Below are 25,233 nucleotides of genomic sequence, written 5' to 3'. Positions count from 1 at the left end.
CGGCGGCGCCCGCCCGCCGTTCATGACGACCAAGGGGAATGGATCAATGATCACCGTTACCGCCGAACAGCGCGTCCAGCCCGGCAAAGAGGCCAAGCTCGATGCGCTGATGGCCGGCCTGATGGAGAACATCGCCCAGAACGAACCCGGTTGTACCCGCTTCGACTACGTGGTCGACGACACCGATCCGACCCGGCGCCTCTGCATCGAGACGTATCGCGACGAGGTCGCCTTCGCCCAGCACGGCGCCAGCAAGTATCTGGCCGACTTCATCCCCGAACTGCTCGACTGCCTGGTCGAACCGCCGACCGTGGTCCGGTTCGGCGACCGGTTCGCACCGATGGTCGAGGCCAGCTTCTTCCACACCGGCATCGTCGTTCCCGATCTGGACAAGGCGATCGCGTACTACGCGGACACCTTCGACCTCCGGTTCACCGAGCCCGGCGTGTTCAGCATCCCGCGGCTGGAAGACCCCGACCCGCACCCCTTCGAGCTCACCGCGGTGCTGTCCCGCACCGAGCCGCCGTACCTGGAGCTGATCCAGGCGAACGGCGACGGCATCGTCTCCGCCGACAAGTGCGGCCAGATCCTGTACCACGCGTACTGGGAGCCGGACATGGACGCGCGGTTGGACTGGCTGACCACCAGCGGTCCCGGCGTCGACGCCGTCTTCCGGATGGAGGAGGGCTCCACCCCGTTCTCGATGATCACCTCTCCGGATCCCTACGGGAACCGGATCGAGTATGTCGGCACCGACGCCGTCGACCCGCTGACCGAGTGGGCGCGGACCGGGGTCCTGCCGGGCGGGGTCGGGGCCTGATGACCTCGCCACTGCCACAGTCACCGGTCACGATCCCGGACCGGTCAGTCGGTCGACGCCGCCTGATCACGTTCCTCGGCATCTCGGCCGGGAACTTCCTGGTGCTGCTCGACACCTCGATCCTCAATATCGCCCTGCCCGACGTCCAGCGTGATCTCCAGGTCGGCGGGGCGTTGTTGCCCTGGGCATCGGTTGCCTACACGGTGGTCTTCGCGGGCGTCCTGCTGGCATCCGGAGCGGTCTCGGACCGCTTCGGCGCCGGCCGGCTCTACCGTTACTCGCTGATTGCCTTCGCCGTCCTCTCCTTGCTCTGCGCAGCCGCGCCGAACATCGGCCTGCTGATCGGCGGCCGCGCCCTGCTCGGGATCGCGGCAGCCGGCATGGTTCCCTCATCGCTTGCGCTGCTGGTGGCCATGTACCCCGAGCCGGCTGTCCGGGCGAAGATGATCGGCACCTGGGCCGCCGTCACGAGTAGCGGCCTGCTCGCCGGTCCGCTACTCGGTGGACTGCTGGTCACCCTTGGCGGCTGGCGACTGGTCTTCCTGGTCAACCCGCCCATCGCCGTATTGTCGTTGGTCCTGGTGCTCGGCGTGGCGAACGTCGTACCGCCCAAGATCCGGCCGTTGGACCGGCCCGGCGTGACGCTGTCCATCGTCCTGCTGGGCTGTCTGACTTTCGGGCTGATTGATGGCGGTACGAACGGGTGGGTCCGTGCGACGCCGCTCATCAGCCTCGCCCTCGCGGCCGCGGCCCTGGTCGCGCTGGTCCAGGTAGAACGCCGGGCCGAGCACCCGGTGCTGCCACCGGCGCTGCTGGCTCGCGCCCAAGTGCGGCTGGACATCATCGCTGCCACCGCGGCCACGCTGGTGTTCTACGGGATGCTCTTCATGCTGACCCTCTGGTACCAGCGGGAGCGTGGATTCAGCGCCCTCGACACCGGCCTGGCATTCGTGCCGATGACGTTGCCGATGTGCGTTCTGCCGATGGTCACCGGCAGGCTGATCGCCACCTTCGGCGCCCGCCGGCTGATCATCTTCGGGCTCACCTGTGACGTCTTCGCCGGGCTGCTGCTGACCGGGGTCGGCGTGCACTCCTCGCTGCTCTGGATCGTCGTGGCGGAGATCGCGCTCGTCCTTGCCAGTACTACGGCGATCCCGGCGGCGACGGCCGACATGTCGGTGGCCGCGCCCAAGGAGTACGCCGCGTCGGCGCAGGGTGCTTTGAATGCCTCCCGGCAGGCCGGTTCCGCGCTGGGAGTCGCGGTGCTCGGCCCACTCACCTCGCTGCGTACGGCGGGTGTGATCCTCGCGGCCCTTGCGCTGGTAGCCGTCACGCTCTCCCTTCCCGTGCGACGCCAGCAACAGCCGTGAACCTGGATCTGTTGCGGACGTTTCTCACCGTTCATCGGGTCGGCTCGCTGACCAAGGCGGCCGCGCACCTCGGGCTGTCGCAGCCGACCGTCACGGTCCAGGTCAGGACCCTGGAGGAGAAACTCGGGAAGCAGCTGTTCGTCAGGCGCGCCGGCGGCGTGACGCCGACCGGCGTGGCCGACGAGCTGGCAGGCCAACTGGGGCTGCATCTGGACGCCCTCGAAGAGGTGGTCGACCGGGTGCTGGCGACCGACCCCGGCAATCAGACGCTCCAGTTCGGTGGGCCGCCCGACCTGACCACCGCGAAGGTGATCCCGGCGCTGGCCTGCCTCATCGAGCGCGGGCTGCGGGTGCGGACCTCTTTCGGCCCGCCGAATCAGCTCATCGAGGGGCTGGTCGCCGGCCGACATGACCTGGTGGTCTCGACGGCAAGGCCACGCCAGCCCGGGCTCACGGTCGAGGAACTCCTCGAGGAGGAGTTCGTCCTGGTTGCCGGCGCGGACTGGGCGGCTCAGTTGCCCGCCGATGTCACCGCCGACGGCGGAGCCGCGCTGGATCAGGTGCCGCTGGTGTCCATCGGGGAAGGACTGCCGATCGTCGGGCGATACTGGACGACTGCCTTCAACCGTCAGCCACGGATGCGGCCGGCGATCGTCGTACCCGACCTGCATGCGGTGCTGGCTGCGGTGATCGCCGGTGCCGGCATGAGTGTCCTGCCGACCTATCTGGCGGCGGAAGCGATCCGGTCGGACCAGTTGGTGCGCCTGTGTGATCCGGTGATCTCGCCCAAGAACATGCTGTATCTGGTCAGCCGGACGGGCCTTTGCCAACCGCAGGTGAAGCTCGCCTGGCGTCATCTGATGGCAGAGGCCAAGTATTGGTAGAGCAACGACTGGGTAGCCATCGGGTGACGGACAACCCGATGGCTACTCAGTTCAGCCTTCGAGAATCCCGAGCACGGCGTCGGCCACACCCTTGGCCGACGCCGGGTTCTGTCCGGTCACCAGCCGATCGCTGACTACGACACACGGCTGGAAGTTCGGCTTCTTGATGTGCCGGCCGCCGCGCTCCTCGAGCTTGTCCTGCAGCAGGAACGGGACGACCTCGGTCATGCCGACCGCGTCCTCCTCGTCGTTGGTGAAACCGGCGAACTCCTTGCCGTCCACCAAGTACTCGCCGCTCGACAGTTTGACGTTCACCAGCCCGGCCGGTCCGTGGCAGACCGCGGCAACGACCCCGCCGGTCTCGTAGATCTCGCGGGCGAGGTCACTCAGGCCCGTCTCGCCCGGGAAGTCCCACATCGTTCCGTGGCCACCGACGTACAGGACGGCCGCGAAGTCACCGGCCTTGACGTCGGCCGCCGTCGGGGTCGACTGCAGTTTGTGCTGCATGGTGGCGTCGGCCAGGAAGTTGTTCTGCACCTCGTCGGCCTGGTCGTGACCGATCATCGGCGGCTTGCCACCGGCGACCGAGACGAAGTCCACCTCGTAGCCGGCATCCGTGAACACCTTCCACGGGTGGGCGGCCTCCGGGAGGTAGTAGCCGGTCGGACCACCATCTTCACCTAGGCGGTCCTGGCTGGTCAGCGCGAGCAGTACTCGCTGCGGAAGATTCGGCATGTCACTCCTCATGGGAACGGATCGGCTGAACACAGTCGGCCGGTTGAATGCGGCCGGTACAGCTCCAACGGGAGTGTAGAAAACAAGTCCGCTAATCACCAATATAATTCCTGATGGAAAGTCATCGAAAAACTGATCGCCTGCTACGTGCATAGATCTGCGACTGGCCGGGAATGTATTCCATGGTCCACGTGACCTTCTTCACAAGTAACCATTCGCTCAGTGAGACATCTGTTGACCTGTCAGGCTGTCTATGGTTTCTTGAGTCGGTCCGAATCGCATCGCCCACGAGATCGGGGAAGGGTCGCCACTTGCCCTGAATCAAACAATTCCGGAAATTTCAACGAACTCGAAGCGCGGCCGGGGGCCGAACCCGCGCATTCCGGCACAGCGCAGCCGCATTCCCACCGCCGCGGCGGTGACTGCCGACAATGTGAGGTGTCTGTGACTGCATCATCGAGTACCGAAGCCATCGCGACGACCGGCGACGTCGTGCCGGACCTGGTTCGTTTCGACGCCGGCAAAGAGGACATCAGGGAGCTGAAGAGGCTCGTCCGGCGGGGTGGCCGGACCCGGAACGAACAGTTCGACTCCGACCTGCACCTGAACGAGATCATCCCCAAGCCCTGGGGTTACGAGTACCGCGCCTACGTGGACGACTTCTTCGACTGCTGGGCGCTGCACATCGACGCCCCGCACGGGACGTCGGTCCATGTTCACCCGCGCAAGCTGACCTATCTGCTCTGCCTCGGTGGCCAGGGGATCACCGCCGGGCTGAGGGAAGAGGTTCCGGTCCGGGCCGGAACGATCATGCGCATCGCCGGTGGTGCGTTCCACGGCACCCGTAACACCGGTGACGAGCCATTGGAACTCATCGAGATCGAGGTGCCGCGGAACAAGTTCGACCTGCTCCGGCTGCGCGACGACTACGACCGGACCGGCAAGTCGTACGAGTCCGAGGCGATCGAGCGGCCGGAGCACCCGATGCGGCGGGTGCCGCAGCAGGCGAACGCCCACCTGCGCGCCAGCACGCCGGACGGCCGCTTCGGTTTCGAGATCCGGACCGGGATGGATGTCTTCTACCGGCGCCGTACCACCGATCTGTTCTATGTCCCGCTGTGCATCTCCGGGGTGGTTCGGCTCGACGTCGAGATCCTCACCAATACCACCCGTGAAGTGGTACGTCCGGATGTCGAACTGCCGTACCTGTGTATTTCCCGTCTTGGTTGATCGCTGTTCACAGAAAGGTTTACACAAATGTCACACAGTGCGGTGATTGTTACCGGCCCGGGTTTTCAGGACCATGATGTGGTCTACACCTATTACCGGCTGATCGAAGAGGGTTGGGACGTCGCCGTCGCCACGAAGGACGGCGATCCGGTAATCGGCAAATATGGCGTTCCGTTACCGATGGACAAGACCGCCAAACCGCTGATCGCGTTCGACGACCTGGCCGACGGCGAGTGGGACGCGGTGATTCTCACCGGCGGTCACGAGGCGCCGGACCGGATTCGGCAGGACAAACGGGTGCTTGAATTCGTTGCCGGGATGGACAATGCCGGGAAGGTGGTCGCCGGCCTTTGTCACGGCCCGTGGATCATGGTCAGCGCCGGCGTCCTCAAGGGCCGTACGGCCTGTGCCTACATCGGGCTGCGTGACGATGTGATCAACGCCGGCGCGACCGTCGTGGACAGCGACGTGATCGTCGACGGCAACATCATCACCTGCTCGTACTACGCCTACGTGGGCGTCTTCATGCGAGCCGTCTTCGAGACCGTCGAGAAGCTGGCAGCCTAGTTTGTCCATGCTGATCCTCGACTTCGACGGCGTCATCTGCGACGCGTTGGAGGAGTGCGCGCTGGTCACCTGGTTCGGTCTGCTCGACCGGGTCCCGCCAGAGCCCGGTCCAGCCCTGCTGGACCAGGTGCCCGCCGCGTTCGTCCAGCGATTCGCCCACGTCCGGAACTATTCGCGACTGCTCGACCACTTCGCCGTGGCGGGGCTGCCGGCCGCGGCGGAGGTCCGGACGCAGGCCGAGTTCGACAGGCTGTTCGCTTCCTTGGATCAGCGCGAGGTCGCCGAGTTCGTAACGCGCGCGACGGCCGTCCGTAACCGGCTCCGGGAGACTGAGCGTGACTTCTGGCTCGGCCTGCACACCTTGTACGACGGTGTCCCGCAACTGCTGAGGCGCCATGCGGGAGAGGTGGCCGTGGTCACGGCGAAGGACGAGCCCTCTGTCTGGGAGATCCTGCGCCGGTACCGGCTGGACCGCACGGTGACGGCTGTCGTCGGGGAGTGTGCTCGCAAGCCGGAAGCGGTCCGGAGGCTCGCCCGGCAGGCCGGTGTGGCGACAAACGACCTGATCTTCATCGACGACAACCTCACCAACGCCGTCCGGGTCCGGGGCACCGGAGCGCAGGTGTTCTGGGCGCAGTGGGGATATCAGATCCCCGAGCACCGGGCCGAGGCGGCCCGGCAGGGGATCCGTTCGCTCGAGCTCTCCGAGCTCGGATCCGTGCAGTTGGCCGCATCCCGACCATCGAGACTTCCACAGATCGGAGCCACCACTATGACCGTCACCAAACCAGACCTCCTCCGCCGCAACGGCCGGACCCGGAGCATCACCCCGGAGCCCGAGCCCGAGACGCCGCTGATCCGCTCCATCGGTGTGCTCGCCTACGACAAGGTGAGCGAGCAGGACTGCCTGACACCGTTGGAGATCTTCAAGGGCGCGGCGATGGTGATCAGCGGCGCCATCTCCCCCTGGGAACGGGAGACCGCGCCGGAGAGCCTCGAGGTGCAACTGGTCGCCGTCACCCCGGGCGTGGTCACTATGCAGATGGGCACGCAGGTCGTGCCTGATGCCGCCCTGGACGACACGCGGACTTACGACCTCCTCTACGTGCCGGGCGGGGTCGGCTCAGGCGAGATGGCGAAGGACGAGCGCGTCCTGGAGCTGGTCCGCCGCCATCATGATGAAGGAAAGGTGGTCGCCGCCAACTGCTCGGGAGTGGGAGTGCTGGCGCGGGCCGGCATCCTCGGCGGCAGCCCGATCACCTGTGTCGCCGCGGTCGCACGAGGGCTGCGAGGCGAGGGCTACAACGTGCCGACCAGCCGGCGGATGTGGATCGGCAGCCCGGAGGAGCGGATCTGGACGGCGACGGGTTCGTACGGCGTCAACGGCAGCGCCGTCGCGATCGTCGCGCACTACCTCGGCCGGGAGGTTGGCACGATCGTCTCGATGATGTTCGACACCCTGAGCGGCCTCGGTGAGGTCATCTTCGAACCGGTCGGACCGGAGTTCTACGAGCACCCCGAGCTGGAGAAGTCCTTCCAGGATCTCTTCGAAGACATGCTGCTGCCCGCCAGCTGAGCAAAGCCGTGTCGTGCGGCGTACGGCGGTCGCACGGCACGGCTCGATTCCCATCCGCACAGGTTCCAGCCCGATCGACCAGCGAGGTAGCCCGATGACCCAGTCAGCCTTCTCTCCCGCGCAGCGTCCGCCGGCCACGGCGCGCGACCTGCACTGGATTCGCGGTGCGCTGCAGAGCGCCGTCTCCATCGAACACGCCACGATGCCGCTGTACTCGGCGGCGATGTACTCCCTGGAAGTGCAGAACTACCCCGCCTACAACACCCTGCGGTCGGTGTTGATGGAGGAGATGCTCCACATGGCCGCGGCCTGCAACGCCTTGGCGGCGATCGGTGGGGCGCCACGCATCAAGAGCCTCGACCCGACCGCCATCCACACCGGCCTGGCCGGAACCGTCGCGCCCGGTCTGACCGCGAGGTTCGCCCGGTTGTCCCGCAAGCAGCTCGACACCTTCATGCGGATCGAGTCGCCACTGGAGCTGCTGCCGGCCGACCAGCAGGGCCTGCGGTACCCGACGATCGGCAGCTTCTACACCGAGATCAAGGCCGCGATCGAGGCGAACGCGGATCTCGTCGCCGCTGCCATCCGCGGCCGGCGGGTCGCCAACCAGGTCGGCGGAAACCTCGGCTATGCCGTGATCGACCCCAAGGGCAGCGACCCGGTCGGCCAGATCCTCGCCAGCCTCGACCTGATCATGGACCAGGGTGAGGGATTCGGCGCCAGCACCCTGTCGTCCGGCGCCGGTTCACAGGACGAGCTGTCGCACTACGCCCGGTTCGCCGAGCTGAGATTCGGTCGTACCTACACCGGTCCCGACGAGCCGGCACTCGACAGCATCACCGCCGAAGGCCAGCGCCGGTACTTCCGCGGCGCCAAGATCGCCTGGCCGACGGTCATCAACTCACTCGCGGTTCCCGCGGATGGCTACGCGGCCATCCTGCGGCTGGACCCCAGCGGTGTGGACGTACTGCGCGAGTTGCGCGCGTTCGACGCCGCCTATACAAGGATGCTGGCTGCGCTCGATGACGCGTGGAACGGTCCTGCAGACCAGTCCTGGCCCAGTCTCGGCCGGGCTGTCTTCGAGATGAACGAGCTGCGGGTGATCTCCTGCTTCAACATTCTCCGACAGCAGGTTCCGGCCGCGGCCGTGACCAAGGTCGATGAGCTGTACCCGCTGGAAGCGCCGGAACTACGCGCACTGTCTGACTTCTCCCAACCGCTGTATTACGGCCCGCGGTTTCTCAACACCAGCCTGAATCGCGGCCGGTGAGGGATGAGGCGATCACTTTCACGGCGGGCTCTCTTCGTACTGACCAGCCACGGCGAACTTGGTGACACCGGCAGACCCACCGGCTTCCATCTCGGCGAGACCTCGCTGCCTTGGCAGAAGCTGACCCGGGCCGGCTACCAGGTCGACCTCGCCTCGACCGACGGCAGCCGGCCACCGATGGTCGGTCATGATCCCTCGGCCCCGGCGGAGATTGCCTTCCTTGCTGATCCGGCTGTCCGGGCCGCGCTCGACAATACGATCCCGGCCGAGCAGGTCGACCCGGGTCGCTACGACCTCGTGTACTTCGTCGGAGGCCACGGCGGCATGTGGGATTTCCGCGGCAATCCGGCACTCCACGCGATAGCTCGGTCTGTGTATGAGGAGGGCGGGTTGATCGCGGCGATCTGCCACGGCCCCGCAGTACTGGTCGATATGGAGCTGAGCGATGGCAGCCGGTTGGTAGCCGGCAAACGGCTGACCGCGTTCCCCAGGGCGGATGAGGCCGCGAGGCAACTCGACGCCGTGGTGCCTTTCTGTCTGCAGAGTGCGCTGGAGAACAACGGCGCGATCTACAGTTGCGGGCCGGACAAGGCAGCGCATGTCGTCACCGACGGCCGGTTGCTGACCGGACAGAATCCGGCCTCCGCGGCCTGGCTGGCGGACTGCCTGGTCGAGGCCTGCTCTGTTGCGTAGAAGGGTGAGTGGGTCTCGGACGAGCAAGCATGTCTGCCCGCGGCGGAGGCAGCTGTTCAGCCTCGTGGTTTCACACTCGGTGCGGGTCGTCACTCGGCGATAGGGGGATCAACCGCCGCAGGCGCTTGCTGGTCGTGGGCCGTGTCCTCGTTCGACGCGGATCTTCGCGACGTCGTGTTCCGAATCGATGCCTACGAGCTGACCGGCGTACCACCAGTTCGTCGCGGTCCGACCTCGCTCTGGGAGGTGGGATTGGTCGACGTACCCACTTTCGCCGGCAACGCCGTCGGCGGCGTGAATGCCTGTCGTGCGGTTGCCTGGAGCAACTTCACGGGCTTGCCGGAAAGACACAACAGGCGGCGACGTGTGACACCTGTCTCCATGGAAACTGACCTTCGGTGTCCTAGGAGGAATCCGCACCCTTGACCGCACGGCTGTGGCTCAGCCCCTGGCCGGTCGGGAGTTTGCCTGACGTCCTTGTCCGTCACTCCTGGTCTCGCGCGTGCGGAGTGTCATGATCGGTGTCGGGATCACTGGGAGGCTGGGATGACGCCTGAGGAGCGGTTCGACGAGTTGGTTGGCGAGTTTCTGGATATGCCTGGAGTGACGGGGCCGGGTTCGGGGCGGGGCTTCGGTTCTTCGGCGCTGCGTGTCGGGAACAAGATCTTTGCGATGCTGGCGCACGAGCGGCTGGTGGTGAAGTTGCCGGAGGCCCGGGTCGATGTCTTGGTGGCCGCTGGGGAGGGAGTTCGGTTCGACGCGAACAAGGGTGTGCCGATGAAGGAGTGGTTCAGTGTTGATCCTGATTCGGCTTTGTCGTGGCAGGAGCTTGCTCGTGAGGGTTGTGCTCACGTCGCGGGGAAATAGACACTTCGGTCACGCGGCCTGACCTGCCGGACCGGCTGGGAATGCCGGGTGCTCGGTGTCCTCGTCGATGTGGCGGGACCCGACCAACGCGTCAAGGATCGGGCGGCACTTCGCCTGCAGGTGGAACAACTGGGCGGGATTGGTCAGGGTGTTCAGCAGGCGTGAGGTGTCGGGGTCGAGCAGCGTCTGCAAGTGGAGCGCGAGCTCGGTGGCCCGGAGGACAACCCGACCGACTTCGTCCGCGAAGCATGGTCGGCCCGCATCGTCTGTTCGATGAGCTGCCCTCGGGTTCGTGCCCGGGTGGAGTTGCAGCGGATTGTGGAGTGGATCGCGGTGGCGTGTGTACGCCTCCGGCATCACGATCAACAGCTGACTTGTCGGTCGGCACCCGAGAGGCGTACTGACGCAGTGCGGACCGAGCTGATCGGCCGCACTGCATCAGCGTGCGCTTAGCCGTGGGTCGACGCCTGCGCGTCACCCGGCAGGAGCACCGGCCCGACAGCCGGCAGAACGCGGCGGTGGCTGAAGGCGAGCAGGGCGTTGGCTGCCTGTTTGGGGCGTTCGCCGGTCAACGACATTCGGGCGGCGATGAGGCCCGCAACCATGGGAGTTGCGAATGAGGTGCCGCTCCATTGCGCCATACCGGCGAAGTCGCGGAACCGGCCTGCGTTTGGTCGTTCGGTGCATTTGTAGCGCCCGGTCAGAAACGCGTTCACGAGGTTCTCGCCCGGTGCATAGACGTCGACCCAACTGCCATAGTTGCTGAACGACGCACGGCTGGTTCCGTCGGCGGCCAGTGCTCCCACCGAAACGGCTTCGGGGTAGGCGGCCGGCCAGAACCGCTGGTCAGTGCCGTCATTGCCGGCCGCGGCGACGAGTACGGGGCCGTCCGCGCCGCCCTGCCGCGGCCGGGTGAAGGTGTCGAGACCCATCGACGGTATGTCGAAGCGCGTCGTGGAGCCGGCCGAGAGACTGATGATGTCCGGATCCTCGTCCATCGCTTCGGCCAGTCGATCGGCCAGATCCGCCTCGAACACCGCTCCCGCCTTGTTGAAGTAGCTCTTCACCACCACTTCGGCCCGCGGCGCGATCGCACGGACGACGCCCGCGATGAAGGTTCCGTGACCCGCGTACGGGCGGATCAGCTTGGTCACCGGGTCGAAGGCTACTTCGGGGTCGCCGCTAACGCCGTTCAGCCAGGGTGCACTCGGTGCCGGGGTCCAGCCGACGTCCAGGACGACCACCTTGACCCCGTGGCCGTCGGCATTGCCCACCTTGGTCAGAAATGGATCTGGGAGCGCGCCTTCAAGCACTTCCTCGGGTTCCGTCGCGGGGCAAGGGCTGACGCTGCAGACGTAGAACAGGTGTTCCGGCGTGACATGACCGCGGCCGAACCGGCTGTCGGCATGCGCCAGGAAACGTTGGATCTCAGTGAAGCCGTCGCCGTCCGGTGCGTCGGCCGGTACGGCGTCCGGCAGGTCGAGCCGGGTGACGCCGAGGCTGCTGCGCCGAGCGTTTCCACCGCCGAAGAGATCGACCGCTCGGGGACCGTCGTGATCCCTGACCAGCACGCCCCTTGACCGGTAGATGGCGTTCACCCCAGCGGTGCGCCAGTTCGGCGGATCGATCTCGATCTCGTCGCCGAATTCGGCCAGAATCAGCTCGACCTGGTCTTCGAATTTATCGTTTGAATCACCGTCCGGCTGGCTGTTGTTCCCGCCTGAGTTGTTGTCGTCCGGCATCTTCTTTCCCCCTCGATGATCACAGGCAGGTACATACCGGCCAGTTGACATTTCACTGTGCCGACAAACCAGAGGGTGTGTCGAGGGCGCCGGAGGATCTGCTGACTTTGGCTTTGTCCCGTCCGCATGATGCGATTTCCGGCGAGCAACTGCTCCTCGGGAGCGGACCGCCGCAGTTCACCGCGTCGATCGCTCACCAGGCCGGCGGCATCGGCTTGCGCCAGCTGGGCGAGGTCGACACCGCGATCCGGCAGATGCGGCCGACCCTGCTCCGCGCTCGAAGCGGCCTCAGGTGATGACGGCGGCGATCAGGAGGAGTACGACGTTGAGCGCCGTCTTGCGGAGTTCGTGGCGACGGATGTGGGTCAAGAAGCGCCGATGATGATTGAGGGCCCGGCCTCATCGGGGTGGCTGATCGCGGTGTCGCTGGAGGAACTCGATGATGGCTTGGGCTGCGGGTTCGGGTTCTTGTTCGGCGGGGTAGTGGCCGGATCGTTCCAGGATGAGGCCGGTGACGTCTGTTGAGAGCGTGCGAAGGCCGTCCGCGACGGCAGGGCCCATCGCGTAGCGTCCTCCGATCGCGAGCACGGGCGTGTGGATCGGATTCTCTCGGAGTCGTTGAACGTCGGCGATGTCGGCGGCGCGGGATCGGTAGTAGCCGAGCCCGGCTTCCAGAGCATCGTCGGTCGTGTAGGCGTCGATGTAGGAGCGCACTGTATCCGGGTCCAGCCCCGCCGGGCCGGCGCTCTGGCGGAGGAAGGTCCCGTAGTAGGCGTCTTCCCGCCCTGGGACGAGCTGCTCGGCGAGGCCGGGTGCGCGGTTGAACGGTCCATGCCAGGACGGGTAGTGCTCAGCGCCTGGTGTGGGAATGTCGACGTCCATCCCGGGGAGGATCTCCTCTTCGATGACGATCGCGTTCACCGCCTGGGGCATTGCAGCGGCCAGGAGAAACGCGACCGTGCCACCCCAGTCATGGCCTACCAGCGAGAAACGCGTGAGCCCGCGCTTTCTGAGATCGTCGCCGAGGCTGTCGGCGAGGTCGATCTTCCTGAAACTAGATGCGCTCCCCGTCGGCTTGCCGAGCCCTGGCAGGGCGACCGGAATCGACGCGAAACCGCTGCGACGCAGGAGGGGCAGCAGGCCTTGCCAGTGCTTCTCGGTGACCGGCCACCCGTGAAGGAGCACGACCGGCCAACCGTTCGACGAACCACCCATCGTCCCATCATCCTCATCACATCGTCGGACTCAACGGCCTGCGCCGTTCGACTCCGAGTCGGTGGCTTGGGTGAATCCGCTTGCGGTTGGCTGGGCGGTTCTGTGGTGCTGGTCGGCTAGCGTCGGGGCGTGTTGTTGCCTGAGTCGTCGGTGCCGGGGGCGGATCTGCCTGTCCGGGCGGTTCTGCCTGCCACGGTCGATGCGGTGCGCTCGCGCGGTACTGCGGTGTTGGTTGCGCCGCCTGGATCGGGGAAGACCTCGCTGTTGCCGCTTGCGCTGGGCGACGCGCTCGGGGGCACGATCATCGTCGCCGAGCCGCGCAGGATGGCAACCCGCGCGGCTGCGGTCCGGCTGGCGATGCTGGTCGGCGAACCGCTCGGGCAGCGGATCGGCTACGCGATGCGCGGTGAACGCAGCGGCGGCCAGGGACTCCGTGTCGAGGTGGTCACGACAGGGCTCCTCGTACGGCGTCTGCAGCAGAACCCGGAGTTGCCGGGTGTCGCCGCGATTGTGATCGACGAGTGCCACGAGCGGCACCTCGATGCCGATCTACTGCTCGCGCTCTGCATCGACATCCGGGCGAATCTTCGGGAAGACCTGGCGATCGTCGCCACCTCGGCCACGGCGGACACGATCAGCCTGAGTCGCGCCTTGGGCTTGGACGTTCCGGCGCCCGTGATCACCGCGTCTGCTGCGCTGTTCGACGTGGCGATCGAGTGGGCCCCACCACCGGTCCCCGTGCCGCTGCTTCCCGGCGGGCGGGTCGACCCGCGCCTGCTGGATCACGTCGCGGCCGTCGTCCAGCGTGCACTGACCGAGAACGACGGCGACATCCTCGTGTTCGTCCCGGGGGAGGCCGAGATCAACGGCGTGACTCGCCGGTTGGCCGGTCAGAATGTCCTGCCGTTGTTCGGTCGCCAGTCAAGGGCTGAACAGGACCGCGCGTTGGCGCCGGCCGCCACTCGTCGGATCGTGGTCACGACGTCGGTCGCGGAGAGTTCGCTGACTGTGCCCGGGGTCAGGGTTGTGGTCGACTCGGGTCTTGCCCGGGAACCGCGGACCGATCAATCCCGTGGCCTCGGTGCGTTGGTCACCTGCCGGGTTTCGAGATCGTCGGCCGACCAGCGAGCGGGTCGTGCCGGACGGGAGGCCCCTGGCCGGGTCTATCGGTGCTGGTCTGCCACCGACCACTCGCATCTCGACGATCATGCGGCGCCGGAGATCGCGATCGCCGATCTGGCAGCCTTCGCCCTCGACCTCGCGGCATGGGGTGCGCCTGCTGGTGACGGTCTGACCTTGCTCGAGGCGCCGCCGGTGGTGGCGATGACCGCGGCCACCGAATTGCTGCGCAGCCTCGATGCCGTTGACGACGGCGGCCGGATCACCGAGCGGGGACGGCGGATGGCGGCGATCGGCGCGCATCCCCGGTTGGCTCGTGCGGTGCTGGACGGGACGCCGCGGGTCGGCGCTGACCGGGCACGCGAGATCGTCGCGATGCTCTCGGACGACTCCGGCCGCGACTTCGGCGATGATCTACCGGCCCGCTGGCGAGCCCTCCGCCGCGGCGAGGACCGCGGAGCCACGGCCCGCTGGCGAGAAGAAACAAGGCGCCTCGCCCGAGGCACGACGACCGGCGACCCGTCGGGTGGAGATGGAGTGCGGCCGGCGGTTGGTGGGCCGGCTGGTCGGGGGACGCGCGTAGTACCGGATGATCTTGCGGTGGGGGTTGTGGTGGGGCTGGCGTATCCGGATCGGATTGCGCGGGTCCGGGGGGTCGACTCGGCGACGTACCAGATGTCCGGTGGTACGGGTGCTGCTCTGGATCCGCAATCGCCGTTGCGGACCACGACCTGGCTGGCGATCGCGGTTGCTGACCGGGCACCCGGTCGCGCCGACGCCAGGATCCGTTCTGCGGCGCCGATCGATGAGCAGACCGCGCGAGACATCGCAGGCGACCTCGTCTCGACCACCGACCAGATCCGCTGGGACGACGGCCGGATCGTGACGCGGCGCGTCGAGGCACTGGGTGCGATCGTGCTCAACGACGTCCCGCTGGCAAACCCCGACCAGCTGCTCGTCCAAGCGGCCGTCCGCGACGGTATCCGGCGCAGCGGTCTGTCCGTACTGCGCTGGTCGGAGGCCGCACTCGCGTTGCGGGAGCGGCTCGCGTTCTGCCACGCCCACCTCGGAGCCCCATGGCCTGCGGTCGACGACGAAGCACTCCTGGCCGATCTCGACGGATGGCTGGGTACCGAGCTCGCCTCGGTGCGAGGCTCGCGCGATCTCGCCCACATCGACGTGGCTTCAGCGCTCCGGCGACTACTGCCATGGCCGGCTGCAACCCGGTTCGGCGAACTCGCACCGGAACGGCTCCGGGTCCCATCGGGCTCCGAGGTGCGACTCGCGTACGACGGTGTCGAGCCGCCGGTCCTCGCCGTGAAGCTGCAGGAGGTCTTCGGCTGGACTGCCACTCCAGCCGTCGCGGACGGTCGTGTCCCGGTCGTTCTGCACCTACTGTCGCCCGCACGGCGCCCGGTCGCGATCACGAGCGACCTCGCCTCTTTCTGGAAGCAGGGCTATCCCCAGGTCCGAGCCGACCTGCGAGCGCGCTACCCCCGCCATCCGTGGCCGGAAGATCCACTCACTGCCATCCCTACCAAGCGACTAAAACCTCGCCAGTGAACCGAGCTGCCCTGGGCAGTGTGTATGTACTGTCTGCGCCGTTACGGGACTCGACAATGTTGGACCACGGCATCAACGTCGACGAAGTCCGAAGGCGCACTGCCTCGCGAAACGTGGGTGGTAGCGGGTCGGGCTGTCCAGTTTCGCGTTCGCTGGCTGTGTGAGATGTCCCTCTCCTATCCGATCGGCGGGACTAGCGCGTTCGGTGGGGAGTCCGCTCCCGCCCGCGGGTACCTGCTGGACAACGCGCGCGTCGAGGCAGGTGAGCGATTCGTTTGGTTGGCCGAGCTGTTCGACGGTGTGACGCGTGGGCACTTCGATCGGCTGGGGGTCAGGGCTGGCTCGCGCTGCTGGCAAGTGGGGGCCGGTGGCACCAGTATCCCGGAGGCGCTCGCGGCGGCCGTCGGCCCGACCGGGCACGTGCTGGCCACTGACATCGACCCGTCGTGGCTGCAGGCCGGCGACGGGTACGAGGTGCGCCGCCTGCGACCGATTGGAGGCGGCAACCATCCGGCACGTGCGCGGCGAACTGCTCGCGGCCGGTCTGGCCGACGATTCCGAGATCGACGCACACCTGGCCGCCATCCACGCGGGCAGACTCGACCTGACACTCGCGCCGTTGATCTCGGATTGGGGACGCCGTCCAACCGAGCACCCACCGGCACTCGGATAGGTGCGGATCCAGGCGTTGTCCGACCTACCCACAGCGCTGTTCGTCGCCGGGATCTGAGAGGTGTCGGGTTGCTGCGACTGAGGTCGCCATGAAGAAGTTGCGCAAGGCATTGGCTGCCGATGGGGATCCGCGGCTGTCGGGGAGAACCGGGCCGCTGAGACGGCGTTCGCCGCGGCGCCGAGCGAGAGGCGCCTGAGGCGTGAAGAACTCGAGGGGTACGTCGACCAACTCGGCATCATCGCGAACCCTGGACCGAGCCGATCCCGAGGCTCTGGGCGACCCGTTGGCCGACCGTTTGGATAAGTCTCTGTCCGAGGAGGAACACGCACCCTAACCACACGCCTCGAACTCGGTTCGCCCAAGGACAGCCCAACCCCATGACCGCAATCAGTCGAGGATGCCCGGTGGCTCGGACGGTCTGAGCAGTGGATTGGAGTGCTCCGCGACCCCGTTGCAGTTCGATCTGCAGCGGTTCGAACGTTGTCAGTTGCTCGTTGGCCAGCGAGCTTGTGCGGTGGGATCTGGAGCCGCCTCCAGGTGAGCTGTTAGGTTCTTGGTGATGACGACGTACTCGCCGGCCGAGGCGGCCGCACAGTCGGGGTTCAGCATCGACACGCTGCGCTATTACGAGCGCGAAGGCATTCTGCCGCGCATCGAGCGCAGCGCTGGTGGCCGGCGCGTGTACAGCGACGACGATCTCTGGATGCTCGGATTCCTGCGTTGCCTGCGGGACACAGGCATGTCGATCGAGCAGCTACGCCGGTACGGCGAGCTGAGCCGCGACGACACCACGATGCCGGAGCGAGTCGCATTGCTCGAGGAGCACGCCGCCTCGATCCGGGCGCGGATCGCCGAGCTCGACGCGACCCTCGCGCGGGTTGAGGAGAAGGCGGACTGGTACCGCGGGGAACTCCGCCGGACAGGGGATGCGACGTCCTGACCCGCTCCGGCATCGGGGTTGTTCGCGCGTCGTGGCCTAGGCGCCGTCCAGCGCCGCCAGTTCGTCCTCGGTGAGGATGGTGGACGCGCCGGCCACGGCCTGCTCGACCTGTTCGACGCCGCTGGCTCCGACGATCGGGGTCAGCGCCGGGTTCCCGGAGGCCAGCCACGCGAGCACCACCTGGCCCGGCCGGAGTCTGCGCGCAGTGGCGACGCGCGTCAGTGCCGCCAGCCGTCGTTCGGTGCCGGGGTGGCAGTACTCGGTCTCGAGTGCGCGGTCGTTGCGGTCGTAGCGGCCCTGGAGGGTGGCGGTGTAGACCCAGCCGTCGAACGACCGGTTGCGCCGCAGGAAGTCGAGGCCGTCCGGCGAGAGCATTCCGAGCGGGATCGGCTGGCCTTCCACGGCCATGCCGCCGGCGGGCTGAAGGTAGGAGTAGCGCTCCTGGTACGCGGTTGGTTGCGGGTGGCCGGTGCGTTCGGCGGTGGCCCGGATCCGCTCGAGCAGCCAGGACGGGTGGTTCGACACGCCCCAGCGAGCGGTCAGGCCGTCACGGACCAGGCCGCCGAAGGTCGCGACCAGGTCCTCCACCGGAATGTTCGGGTCTTCGACGTGCGCCCAGTACAGGTCCACGCCGTCCACGCCCAGCCGCTCCAAGCTCTGTGCCATGGCTGCGCGTACGACGTCCTCGCGCAACCCTTCGAGGTGGTCGGGGAACCCGCCGACCCGCGTGGGCTGGGCGCCGACCTTGGTACTGAGACGGACGCGGACCCCGGGGTTCGACGCCAGCCAGCGGCCCAGCACAGCCTCGCTCTGGCCGCCGAAGCCGGTCTCGGAGGTCCAGAAGCTGTAGTTGTCGGAGGTGTCGATGAAGGCTCCGCCCAGTTCGGCGTATCGGTCGAGGATCGAGAAGGCCATCCGTTCGTCCACCCTGGTGCCGAAATACATCGCCCCCAGGGCCATCGTGGGTGTGTTCATGCCACCACCCTCATTGCTGGAGCGCGCTCCAGGTCAACCCGTGAGTTCACGAGAGCTATGGATTCGCGGGAGGCAGAGTGGGGGAGAACCCACCGATCCTGCATGACTTGCCCGATTGTTCGGAACTCGCCGCATCTCGACAGACGGGGCACGAGGAAGGCAGTCGGCAAGGTTCGCAGCGAGAGCGATGTGGGCGCTGGTCTTCGCGCTGCTCAATGAAAGGCCGCGAGCCTGGATGCCGAGAGCGCTCGATGGCCCCGCGCGTTTGGCTGGAAGATGCCATGGTTCGATCGTCAAGCCACGCGCCCTGAAGTGGTCATCATTGTCGAGGAGTTCTTTGGTATAGGGCAGTCGCGGTCGTTGCCTCGGGAGCGGCGGGAGGAGGCCGGCCGGATTCTGCGGGCGTTGAAGGATCCGGGGCGTGGGTGGGATGGGCTGGCGGTGGGAGGCGACTCGTTGCTGGTTCAGTACTCAGTTCAGCCCGAGTGGACCGGGAGGTGCCGCCAGGTCAGTGGCCAGCACCAGGAGACGTTGTACTGACGTCGCCGCTGGACCTTTGGCAATCGCGTGCGCCGTCACGCGTGCCGCGGGGTGGTTGGGGCGGCGGTAGCCGCAGGTGTCGGCGATAGCCGACAGGATGCGTACCGGGCGGCAGCCCGGGGGTGGGTGGGAGCACGCGTAGCGGTCGCGCTGAGGAGCGGAGCGACGAAGGAAGCGACTGCGGGAGCGCGCGTGGGCGCTCCTCACACGAGATGGTGTCCGAGGAGGAACACGCACCTTAACCACACACGTACAGCTGAACGCGTGAGGCCCCGCGGTCTTGCTCTGCCACTGCCCTCCCTCGTCGTTCTCGTGGGTCACGCGGCGTGCCAGGCCCAGCTGCTGATTGTGGCGCGTAGGAGCCGGGCGGCGGTTGAGAGGTGGGTGTCGGAACCCCACAGCATGGTGAGGGTACGACGGCAGCCGGGGTGGTCGACCGCGATCCAGGCGACCGGATAAGCGGGCATCGAGCGCCGGGCGATGTCGGGATTGAAGCCGATGCCGAGTCCGGCGCGGATCAGTTCTTGAATCGCAGCGGCCTCGTCGCCTTCGCAGACGATCTTGGGCGTGAGGCCTCGCTCGGCGAAGAGCAGATCGAGCAGGCGGCGTTGCCAGTGCCCCCTGCGAGCGGTGACGAAGGGTTCGTCGGCGAGTTCCTCGATGCTCACCGAGGTGCGGCTCGCCAGCGGATGATCCGGCGAGGTGATCACCCCCACCGGCTCGTCGAGCAGCGGAACCGCTTCCAGGCCCGCGGTGGGGATCGGTTGTGAGGCGACGCAGAGGTCGATGTCCTGTGCCCGCAGACGCCGAGCCATCTCCTCGGCCGGCATCTGCTGGAGTTCGACCTCGACTGCGGCATGGGCTCGCTTGAACGCGGCGAGGGGCTCAGTCAGGGGCAGGAAGGTTTCCGACGCCAGCCGCACCGTGCCGAAGCCCTCGCCGGTCGTTTCGGCCACGGCCCGTTGGCCCGCGTCCAGCTCACCCAGCGCGCGTTCGACGTGCTGACGGAAGAGTTTCCCGGCGGCGTTCAGTCTGAGTCGGCCGGCTCGGTCGAACAAGGGGGTGCCGAGTTCGCTCTCCAACCGTGCGATGGTGCGGCTCAGCGACGGCTGAGCGAGGTGGAGCTCGTCCGCTGCGCGGCTGAGGTGCTCCAGGCGTGCGACCACGAGGAACTGTCGCAGCGTGTTCAGTTCCACGCGTCATACCTCCCAAGGTATAACGTGATAGCAATATTGGTCTTCGACAAGATGACGCTCAGATCATAGCGTCGAGGCCATGAGCGAGTGGGTACTTCGGATCGTCGTCAGCGCGCACGCGCTGGCGATCTTTGGCCAGCCGGTGTCCGCCGGCGTGTATCTGAGCGGTGACTTCGAGGGTTTGCACCTGCATGCGGTGGGTGCCGATCTCGTCACCTCGATCGGCTTTCTGCAGTTGATCGCGGCGATCGTGGTCTGGGTGCGGCTGCGTCAGGTTTGGCCGTTCGTCACGACGCTGGCGCTGGTTGCGGCCGAGACGGCGCAGTACTTCGCCGGGCAGGATGGCGCGCTGTGGTTGCACCTGCCGCTGGGTGTACTGACGATCGTCGCGGTGGTCGTGCTGTTCATCGCCGTGTGGCGTCGACCGCTTCAGCGGCAGGCGGTCCGCGATGCGTGAGTACGAGGTGAGCCGACGGCGGGCGTTGGGTATCGGCGGGGCGCTCGGCCTGATGGCGGCTGCCGGGTTGTCGGCCTCGGCTGCTCTGGCCCGTCGGCCGTCGATGACTGGAGCCGAGCTGCGGAGCGCCGTGCCGCTTCCGCCGCCGTTCGAGGTGCCGTTGCCGATTCCGTCCGTGCTGAAGCCGGTCGGCGTCGACCGGTACGAGATCATCCAGCGCGAAACGACCGCCGAGGTGCTGCCAGGTGTCAGGACGCCACTGTGGACGTACAGCGGCACCTTCCCCGGGCCGACGATCGAGTCACGCAGCGGCCGGACTGTGACCGTTGCTCACCGCAACGAATTGCCGGTACCGACCGTCGTCCATCTGCACGGTGGACGGACGCCCGCAGCCTCCGACGGCTACCCGACCGACCTCGTTCTGCCGCAGGGGTGGCAGGAACCTGGCATGCCTGGAATGGCCGGGATGCAGGGCATGCACGATCCCCGGGCTGTGACGACCACCCTGACGCGGGACTACACCTTCCCGCTGCGGCAGCGACCAACGTTGCTCTGGTACCACGACCACCGGATGGACTTCACCGCCCCCGCGATCTGGCGAGGTCTCGCCGGGATGCACATCGTCCGCGACGACGCCGAGGAGTCACTCGGCCTGCCGTCGGGACAGCGCGAACTGCCCCTGATGATCACGGACCGGGCATTCGCCGCCGACGGAACCCTTGCCTATCCCGCTCTCGATCCCACCTTGACGATCCAACCGGGCGTCCGTGAGCCCTACCTCGCCGGGGTTCTCGGCGACGTGATCCTGGTCAACGGCGCCCCGTGGCCGGTGCGCGAGGTCGACGCGGCCCGCTACCGGCTCCGGTTCCTGAACGCCTCCAACGCCCGTCACTACGACCTGGTAGCGGTCATCGAGGACGGACGCCGGCTGGATCTCGTCCAGATCGGCGCCGACCAAGGACTGCTCGGGATGCCGGTCACCCACCGGCACCTCCCGCTCGCACCCGCCGAACGGTACGACGTGATCGTGGACTTCGCGCCGGTCCCGGTCGGTCGGCTGGTCAGGATCGTCAACCGGCTGGGCTCCGGGCGAACCCGCGACGTGATGGCCTTCCGGGTCGCGCGCAAGGTGGCCGACGACAGCCGCATACCCGGCGTACTGTCGAACGACCTGCCGCAGTGGCGCCGGTCGGAGGCCGTGCGCGTGCGCGACTTCTCCTTCCGCGCCGGGCAGCTGGGCGGCGGTCACGGATGGCTGATCGGTGGCCGGCCGTTCGACCCTGCCCGATCCGACGTCACCACCCGTCTCGGTGATGTCGAAGTCTGGCGGCTGGTCGCAGACGTGCACCATCCCGTCCACCTGCACCTGGTCGGCTTCCGCGTGCTCTCGCGCGGCGGCCGCGCGCCCCTTCCCTACGACGCAGGACTCAAGGACACCGTGTCCCTGCGACCCGGCGAGTCGGCAGAGCTCATCACCCGCTTCGACGGCTATCGCGGCCGCTATCTCTTTCATTGCCACAACGCCGAACACGAGGACATGGGCATGATGGCCAACCTCGAAATCACCTGAGGAGAACGACATGTCAGCAATCCAGGAAGCGAACAAGGCGACCGTCCGACGCCTCCAAGCCGCCGCGAACAGCGGCGATGTGGACGTCATCGCCAGCACGATCGACGAAATACTCGAGCCGGACGCAGTGTTCCACGCAGCCCTGCCGCCCGGCTTCACCGCGGCTCAAGCGATGAAGCAGATCTGGACGGTGCTTCTGCGCGCGTTCCCCGACCTTCAGGTGGCCGTCGAGGATGTCCTCGCCGTGGACGACAAGATCGTCTCCCGGAACACCGTGACCGGGACCCATCTGGGGGAGTATCTGGGTCTCCCGCCGACCGGCAAAACCGTGACCTACGACGAGATCTTCATCGTCCGCTTCGCGGCCGGCCGGGTCGCCGAGATCTGGGGCGTCGTGGACGGCCTTGCACAGCGGCAACAACTCGGCCTGATCCCGGCGTAGCTGAACACGGAGAAGGGAGATCTTCAGCATGATTCTGGTCACCGGTGGCACCGGAAACGTCGGCGTCAACGTCGTTCGCCAGTTGCTCGATGCGGGCGAGAAGGTTCGGGTCGTGACCCGCAATCCCAGCGGCCATTCCCTTCCGGACGGCGTCGACGTCGTGTACGGCGACCTGGGCCGGGCGGAGACCTTGCCGGCCGTGCTGTCCGGCATCGAGCAGGCGTTCCTGTTTCCCGCCTCGACGGGGGTCGGGGGGTTCCTCGACACAGCACGGCACGCCGGGCTACGACACGTCGTACTGCTGTCCTCGTCGACCGTCCTGTCGTCGACCCCAGGGGTGATCGGCGAACGACATGCGCAAGCCGAGGAAGCCGTTGCCGCGTCCGGGGTGCCGTGGACGTTCGTGCGTCCCGGCGCGTTCATGACCAACGACCTGGTTTGGGCAGCGCAGATCGTGAACGGAGACGGAGTTGTCCGCGGCGTGTACGGCGACGCCGCAACGGCCCCGGTCGATCCGCGAGACATCGCCGCAGTTGCCGTACGCGCCCTTCTCGATCGGCACGCCGGTGAGGCCTACGAGCTCACCGGGCCGCAGTCGCTGACCCAGCACGAGCGAGTGCAGATCATCGCCGAGGCGGTCGGCCGGCCGCTGAAGTTCGAGGAGGTGCCCCGAGAGCAGTTCCAGGAGCAGATGCTGGCGAACGGCATGCCCGCGGCAGTCATCGACCAGCTGTACGACGGGTTGGCCGCCAGAGTCGGCAAAACCGCGGACCTCTCGCCCGCGGTCGAGGAAGTCACCGGACGACCGGCCTTCACCTACGCCGAATGGGCGGCCCACCGCAGGGCGACCTTGGACTCGGCACTGGCCTGACGATGACCGCCCCGAACGCGCCACAGGAGACGCGGGGCCAGTCGACGGGGTCGGGGGAGATCTGACAGGGTGGGGGGCATGGGGCGGGAGGTCCGGGCGCAGGAGGTGCTGGCGCCGCCGGCACAGGCAGCGATCTTTCTGGTTGTCACCGTGCGTCCGGGGGCCGAGGAGGCTGTCCGTGGGGTGCTGGCCGATGTTGCTGCGTTGATCCGCTCGGTCGGATTCAAGGCGCCGGTCGACAAGTTGAGCTGCGTGGTCGGCATCGGTGCGTCTGTCTGGGGCCGGCTCTACCGTGTTCCGCCTCCGGTCGGTCTGCATCCGTTCCGGGCGGTGACTGGCGCGAGACACAGTGCGGTCACGACGCCCGGCGACCTGTTGTTCCACCTGCGCGCCCGGCGCATCGACCTGTGCTTCGAGTTGGCCAGGAGGCTGCTGGCCCGGCTCGCCGGTCAGGTCGAGGTCGTCGACGAGGTGCACGGATTCCGGTACCTCGGTGAGCGGGATCTGCTCGGGTTCGTCGACGGCACCGAGAACCCGGCGGGTCCGGCCGCGGTCGCCGCCGTGACGGTCGGTGCCGAGGACCCGTCGTACGCCGGCGGCAGCTACGTGGTCGTCCAGAAGTACCTGCACGATCTCCAGGCCTGGCAGACGCTGCCGGTCGCGGAGCAGGAACGCGCGATCGGCAGGACCAAGCTGAGCGACATCGAGATGCCCGACGCGGTCAAGCCGGCGAACTCGCACGTCGCGCTCACCACGATCGTCGACGCCGACGGCACGCAGCGGCAGATCGTGCGCGAGAACATGGTCTTCGGCGAGCTGGGCGCGGGGGAGTTCGGCACCTACTTCATCGGGTACGCCGCTACACCGGACGTGATCGAGCGGATGCTGCGCAACATGTTCATCGGCGACCCGCCGGGAAACCACGACCGGATCCTCGACTTCTCGACCGCGGTCACCGGCACGCTGTTCTTCGTGCCGACCGCGGACTTCCTCGAGGATCCACCCAGATCCGTGGCAACCGCCGCGGTCACGACTCGCCCCGGCCGCCCGTCGAGTGCGGACGGCTCGCTGGGGATCGGCAGCCTGAGAAGGAGTCGTACATGACGAACAACTTGCATCGCGAGCTCGCGCCGGTCTCCGACGCCGCGTGGGTCGAGATCGAGCAGGAGGCACGGCGTACGTTCACGCGCGATGTCGCGGGGCGCCGCGTGGTCGACCTGGTCGGCCCGTCCGGACCGGGACTGTCCGCGGTCGGTACCGGCCATGTCGAGGCGGTCGAGTTTCCGGCCGAGGGTGTGATCGCCCGGCGCCGCCAGTCCCAGCCTGTCATCGAGCTGCGGGTGCCGTTCTCGGTCACCAGGCAGGCGGTCGACGACGTCGAGCGTGGCGCGAAGGACTCCGATTGGCAGCCGGTCAAGGACGCGGCGAAGCAGGTCGCGTTCGCCGAGGACCACCTCGTCTTCCACGGCTCCGAAGCGGCCGGCGTCCTCGGACTCGCCCCCAGCAGTTCGAACGCCTCGCTGCCGTTGCCCGACGACGCCCGGAGCCTCACTGACACCGTCGCCCAGGCATTGCGTGCGCTCCGGCTGGCCGGCGTCGGCGGACCGTACAGTCTGCTGCTCTCGGCCGATCAGTACACCGCCGTCGCGGAGACCACCGACCACGGCTATCCGATCCGCGACCACCTGGCCCGGCTCTTGCACGACGGCGAGATCATCTGGGCGCCGGCTCTGGAAGGTGCCCTCCTGGTATCGACCCGGGGCGGCGACTACGAGCTGCACCTCGGCCAGGACCTGTCGATCGGGTACCTGTCCCACGACGCCGAGCGGGTCGAGCTCTATCTGCAGGAGTCGCTGACGTTCCTGGCCCTCACTGCGGAGTCCAGTGTCGTACTGACCTCCTGATCACAGCTCCAGCA

At 67.3% G+C, this 25,233-nt stretch carries 25 protein-coding genes; 19 read left to right on the top strand and 6 right to left on the bottom strand.

Features of this window, described 5'->3' with window-relative positions:
* Positions 1–46: 46 nt before the first annotated feature.
* The 3 genes from ACZ3HV_RS42940 to ACZ3HV_RS42930 are packed head-to-tail and all read left to right on the top strand — an operon-like array spanning position 47 to position 3,074.
* Positions 47–820, top strand: a complete 774-nt coding sequence (locus ACZ3HV_RS42940) for a VOC family protein (protein WP_465693556.1) — start codon at positions 47–49, stop codon at positions 818–820.
* On the top strand, positions 820–2,190 hold the full coding sequence (locus tag ACZ3HV_RS42935; RefSeq protein WP_465693555.1) for an MFS transporter: 1,371 nt from the start codon (positions 820–822) through the stop codon (positions 2,188–2,190). Before ACZ3HV_RS42940 ends, ACZ3HV_RS42935 begins: the two co-directional genes overlap by 1 nt.
* Positions 2,187–3,074 carry a LysR family transcriptional regulator gene (locus ACZ3HV_RS42930; RefSeq protein WP_465693553.1) on the top strand — a complete coding sequence of 296 codons (888 nt, stop codon included), beginning with the start codon at positions 2,187–2,189 and terminating at the stop codon, positions 3,072–3,074. The genes ACZ3HV_RS42935 and ACZ3HV_RS42930 overlap by 4 nt, the downstream gene beginning before the upstream one ends.
* Before the next feature lie 51 nt (positions 3,075–3,125).
* On the opposite strand, the gene ACZ3HV_RS42925 is transcribed toward ACZ3HV_RS42930, so the two are convergent.
* Positions 3,126–3,809 (bottom strand): type 1 glutamine amidotransferase domain-containing protein, encoded by a 684-nt coding sequence (locus tag ACZ3HV_RS42925; protein ID WP_465693552.1) that lies wholly within the window; start codon positions 3,807–3,809, stop codon positions 3,126–3,128.
* Positions 3,810–4,253: 444 nt separating this feature from the next.
* On the opposite strand from ACZ3HV_RS42925, the gene ACZ3HV_RS42920 reads away from it, so the two are divergent.
* From ACZ3HV_RS42920 to ACZ3HV_RS42895, 6 genes are all read left to right on the top strand, one after another.
* Complete coding sequence (locus tag ACZ3HV_RS42920) at positions 4,254–5,039, top strand: cupin domain-containing protein (RefSeq protein WP_465693551.1); 786 nt, start codon at positions 4,254–4,256, stop codon at positions 5,037–5,039.
* A 27-nt stretch (positions 5,040–5,066) separates the two neighbouring features.
* The gene (locus ACZ3HV_RS42915) at positions 5,067–5,606 is read left to right on the top strand and encodes a type 1 glutamine amidotransferase domain-containing protein (RefSeq protein WP_465693549.1); all 540 of its coding nucleotides are present in this window, start codon (positions 5,067–5,069) and stop codon (positions 5,604–5,606) included.
* 7 nt (positions 5,607–5,613) lie between these two features.
* Complete coding sequence (locus ACZ3HV_RS42910; RefSeq protein ID WP_465693548.1) at positions 5,614–7,182, top strand: DJ-1/PfpI family protein; 1,569 nt, start codon at positions 5,614–5,616, stop codon at positions 7,180–7,182.
* A gap of 94 nt (positions 7,183–7,276) precedes the next feature.
* The gene (locus ACZ3HV_RS42905) at positions 7,277–8,452 is read left to right on the top strand and encodes a ferritin-like domain-containing protein (RefSeq protein ID WP_465693546.1); all 1,176 of its coding nucleotides are present in this window, start codon (positions 7,277–7,279) and stop codon (positions 8,450–8,452) included.
* A 3-nt stretch (positions 8,453–8,455) separates the two neighbouring features.
* Positions 8,456–9,145, top strand: a complete 690-nt coding sequence (locus ACZ3HV_RS42900) for a type 1 glutamine amidotransferase domain-containing protein (RefSeq protein ID WP_465693545.1) — start codon at positions 8,456–8,458, stop codon at positions 9,143–9,145.
* 546 nt (positions 9,146–9,691) lie between these two features.
* Positions 9,692–10,012 (top strand): MmcQ/YjbR family DNA-binding protein, encoded by a 321-nt coding sequence (locus ACZ3HV_RS42895; RefSeq protein WP_465693543.1) that lies wholly within the window; start codon positions 9,692–9,694, stop codon positions 10,010–10,012.
* Between the two features lie 9 nt (positions 10,013–10,021).
* Here ACZ3HV_RS42895 and ACZ3HV_RS42890 read toward each other — a convergent pair whose 3' ends face one another.
* Positions 10,022–10,204, bottom strand: coding sequence for a hypothetical protein (locus ACZ3HV_RS42890; RefSeq protein WP_465693541.1), 183 nt, complete (start codon positions 10,202–10,204; stop codon positions 10,022–10,024).
* 257 nt (positions 10,205–10,461) lie between these two features.
* Entirely contained in the window at positions 10,462–11,754 is a 1,293-nt protein-coding gene (locus tag ACZ3HV_RS42885; RefSeq protein WP_465693539.1) for a S8 family peptidase, read from the bottom strand.
* A 77-nt stretch (positions 11,755–11,831) separates the two neighbouring features.
* On the opposite strand from ACZ3HV_RS42885, the gene ACZ3HV_RS42880 reads away from it, so the two are divergent.
* Positions 11,832–12,050: a hypothetical protein gene (locus tag ACZ3HV_RS42880; RefSeq protein ID WP_465693537.1), complete on the top strand. Its 219-nt coding sequence runs from the start codon at positions 11,832–11,834 to the stop codon at positions 12,048–12,050.
* A 103-nt stretch (positions 12,051–12,153) separates the two neighbouring features.
* On the opposite strand, the gene ACZ3HV_RS42875 is transcribed toward ACZ3HV_RS42880, so the two are convergent.
* Positions 12,154–12,969 (bottom strand): alpha/beta fold hydrolase, encoded by an 816-nt coding sequence (locus ACZ3HV_RS42875; protein ID WP_465693535.1) that lies wholly within the window; start codon positions 12,967–12,969, stop codon positions 12,154–12,156.
* Positions 12,970–13,098: 129 nt separating this feature from the next.
* Between ACZ3HV_RS42875 and hrpB the strand changes: the two genes are divergently transcribed.
* The 3 genes from hrpB to ACZ3HV_RS42860 all read left to right on the top strand — a co-directional run bounded on the left by hrpB (position 13,099) and on the right by ACZ3HV_RS42860 (position 17,264).
* Positions 13,099–15,651 (top strand): ATP-dependent helicase HrpB, encoded by a 2,553-nt coding sequence (hrpB, locus tag ACZ3HV_RS42870; RefSeq protein WP_465693533.1) that lies wholly within the window; start codon positions 13,099–13,101, stop codon positions 15,649–15,651.
* 517 nt (positions 15,652–16,168) lie between these two features.
* Positions 16,169–16,324, top strand: a complete 156-nt coding sequence (locus ACZ3HV_RS42865) for a hypothetical protein (protein WP_465693532.1) — start codon at positions 16,169–16,171, stop codon at positions 16,322–16,324.
* 559 nt (positions 16,325–16,883) lie between these two features.
* Positions 16,884–17,264 (top strand): MerR family transcriptional regulator, encoded by a 381-nt coding sequence (locus tag ACZ3HV_RS42860; protein ID WP_465693531.1) that lies wholly within the window; start codon positions 16,884–16,886, stop codon positions 17,262–17,264.
* Positions 17,265–17,300: 36 nt separating this feature from the next.
* On the opposite strand, the gene ACZ3HV_RS42855 is transcribed toward ACZ3HV_RS42860, so the two are convergent.
* Together ACZ3HV_RS42855 and ACZ3HV_RS42850 are read right to left on the bottom strand one after the other, a co-directional pair.
* Positions 17,301–18,239 carry an aldo/keto reductase gene (locus ACZ3HV_RS42855; protein WP_465693530.1) on the bottom strand — a complete coding sequence of 313 codons (939 nt, stop codon included), beginning with the start codon at positions 18,237–18,239 and terminating at the stop codon, positions 17,301–17,303.
* A gap of 857 nt (positions 18,240–19,096) precedes the next feature.
* Positions 19,097–19,975, bottom strand: a complete 879-nt coding sequence (locus ACZ3HV_RS42850) for a LysR family transcriptional regulator (protein ID WP_465693528.1) — start codon at positions 19,973–19,975, stop codon at positions 19,097–19,099.
* 79 nt (positions 19,976–20,054) lie between these two features.
* Here ACZ3HV_RS42850 and ACZ3HV_RS42845 point away from each other — a divergent pair, with 79 nt between their 5' ends.
* The 6 genes from ACZ3HV_RS42845 to ACZ3HV_RS42820 all read left to right on the top strand — a co-directional run bounded on the left by ACZ3HV_RS42845 (position 20,055) and on the right by ACZ3HV_RS42820 (position 25,219).
* Entirely contained in the window at positions 20,055–20,432 is a 378-nt protein-coding gene (locus ACZ3HV_RS42845) for a hypothetical protein (RefSeq protein ID WP_465693526.1), read from the top strand.
* On the top strand, positions 20,425–22,002 hold the full coding sequence (locus ACZ3HV_RS42840) for a multicopper oxidase family protein (protein ID WP_465693525.1): 1,578 nt from the start codon (positions 20,425–20,427) through the stop codon (positions 22,000–22,002). The genes ACZ3HV_RS42845 and ACZ3HV_RS42840 overlap by 8 nt, the downstream gene beginning before the upstream one ends.
* Before the next feature lie 10 nt (positions 22,003–22,012).
* Positions 22,013–22,444 carry an ester cyclase gene (locus ACZ3HV_RS42835; RefSeq protein ID WP_465693523.1) on the top strand — a complete coding sequence of 144 codons (432 nt, stop codon included), beginning with the start codon at positions 22,013–22,015 and terminating at the stop codon, positions 22,442–22,444.
* A 28-nt stretch (positions 22,445–22,472) separates the two neighbouring features.
* Positions 22,473–23,315 carry an NAD(P)H-binding protein gene (locus ACZ3HV_RS42830; protein WP_465693522.1) on the top strand — a complete coding sequence of 281 codons (843 nt, stop codon included), beginning with the start codon at positions 22,473–22,475 and terminating at the stop codon, positions 23,313–23,315.
* Between the two features lie 78 nt (positions 23,316–23,393).
* Positions 23,394–24,419, top strand: a complete 1,026-nt coding sequence (locus tag ACZ3HV_RS42825) for a Dyp-type peroxidase (protein ID WP_465693521.1) — start codon at positions 23,394–23,396, stop codon at positions 24,417–24,419.
* Positions 24,416–25,219 (top strand): family 1 encapsulin nanocompartment shell protein, encoded by an 804-nt coding sequence (locus ACZ3HV_RS42820; RefSeq protein ID WP_465693519.1) that lies wholly within the window; start codon positions 24,416–24,418, stop codon positions 25,217–25,219. The genes ACZ3HV_RS42825 and ACZ3HV_RS42820 overlap by 4 nt, the downstream gene beginning before the upstream one ends.
* Positions 25,220–25,233: the final 14 nt, after the last annotated feature.

Source organism: Kribbella sp. NPDC020701 (genome assembly GCF_055562215.1).
Note: the sequence above shows the minus strand (reverse complement) of the source record. Positions and strands in the feature narration are given on the sequence as shown.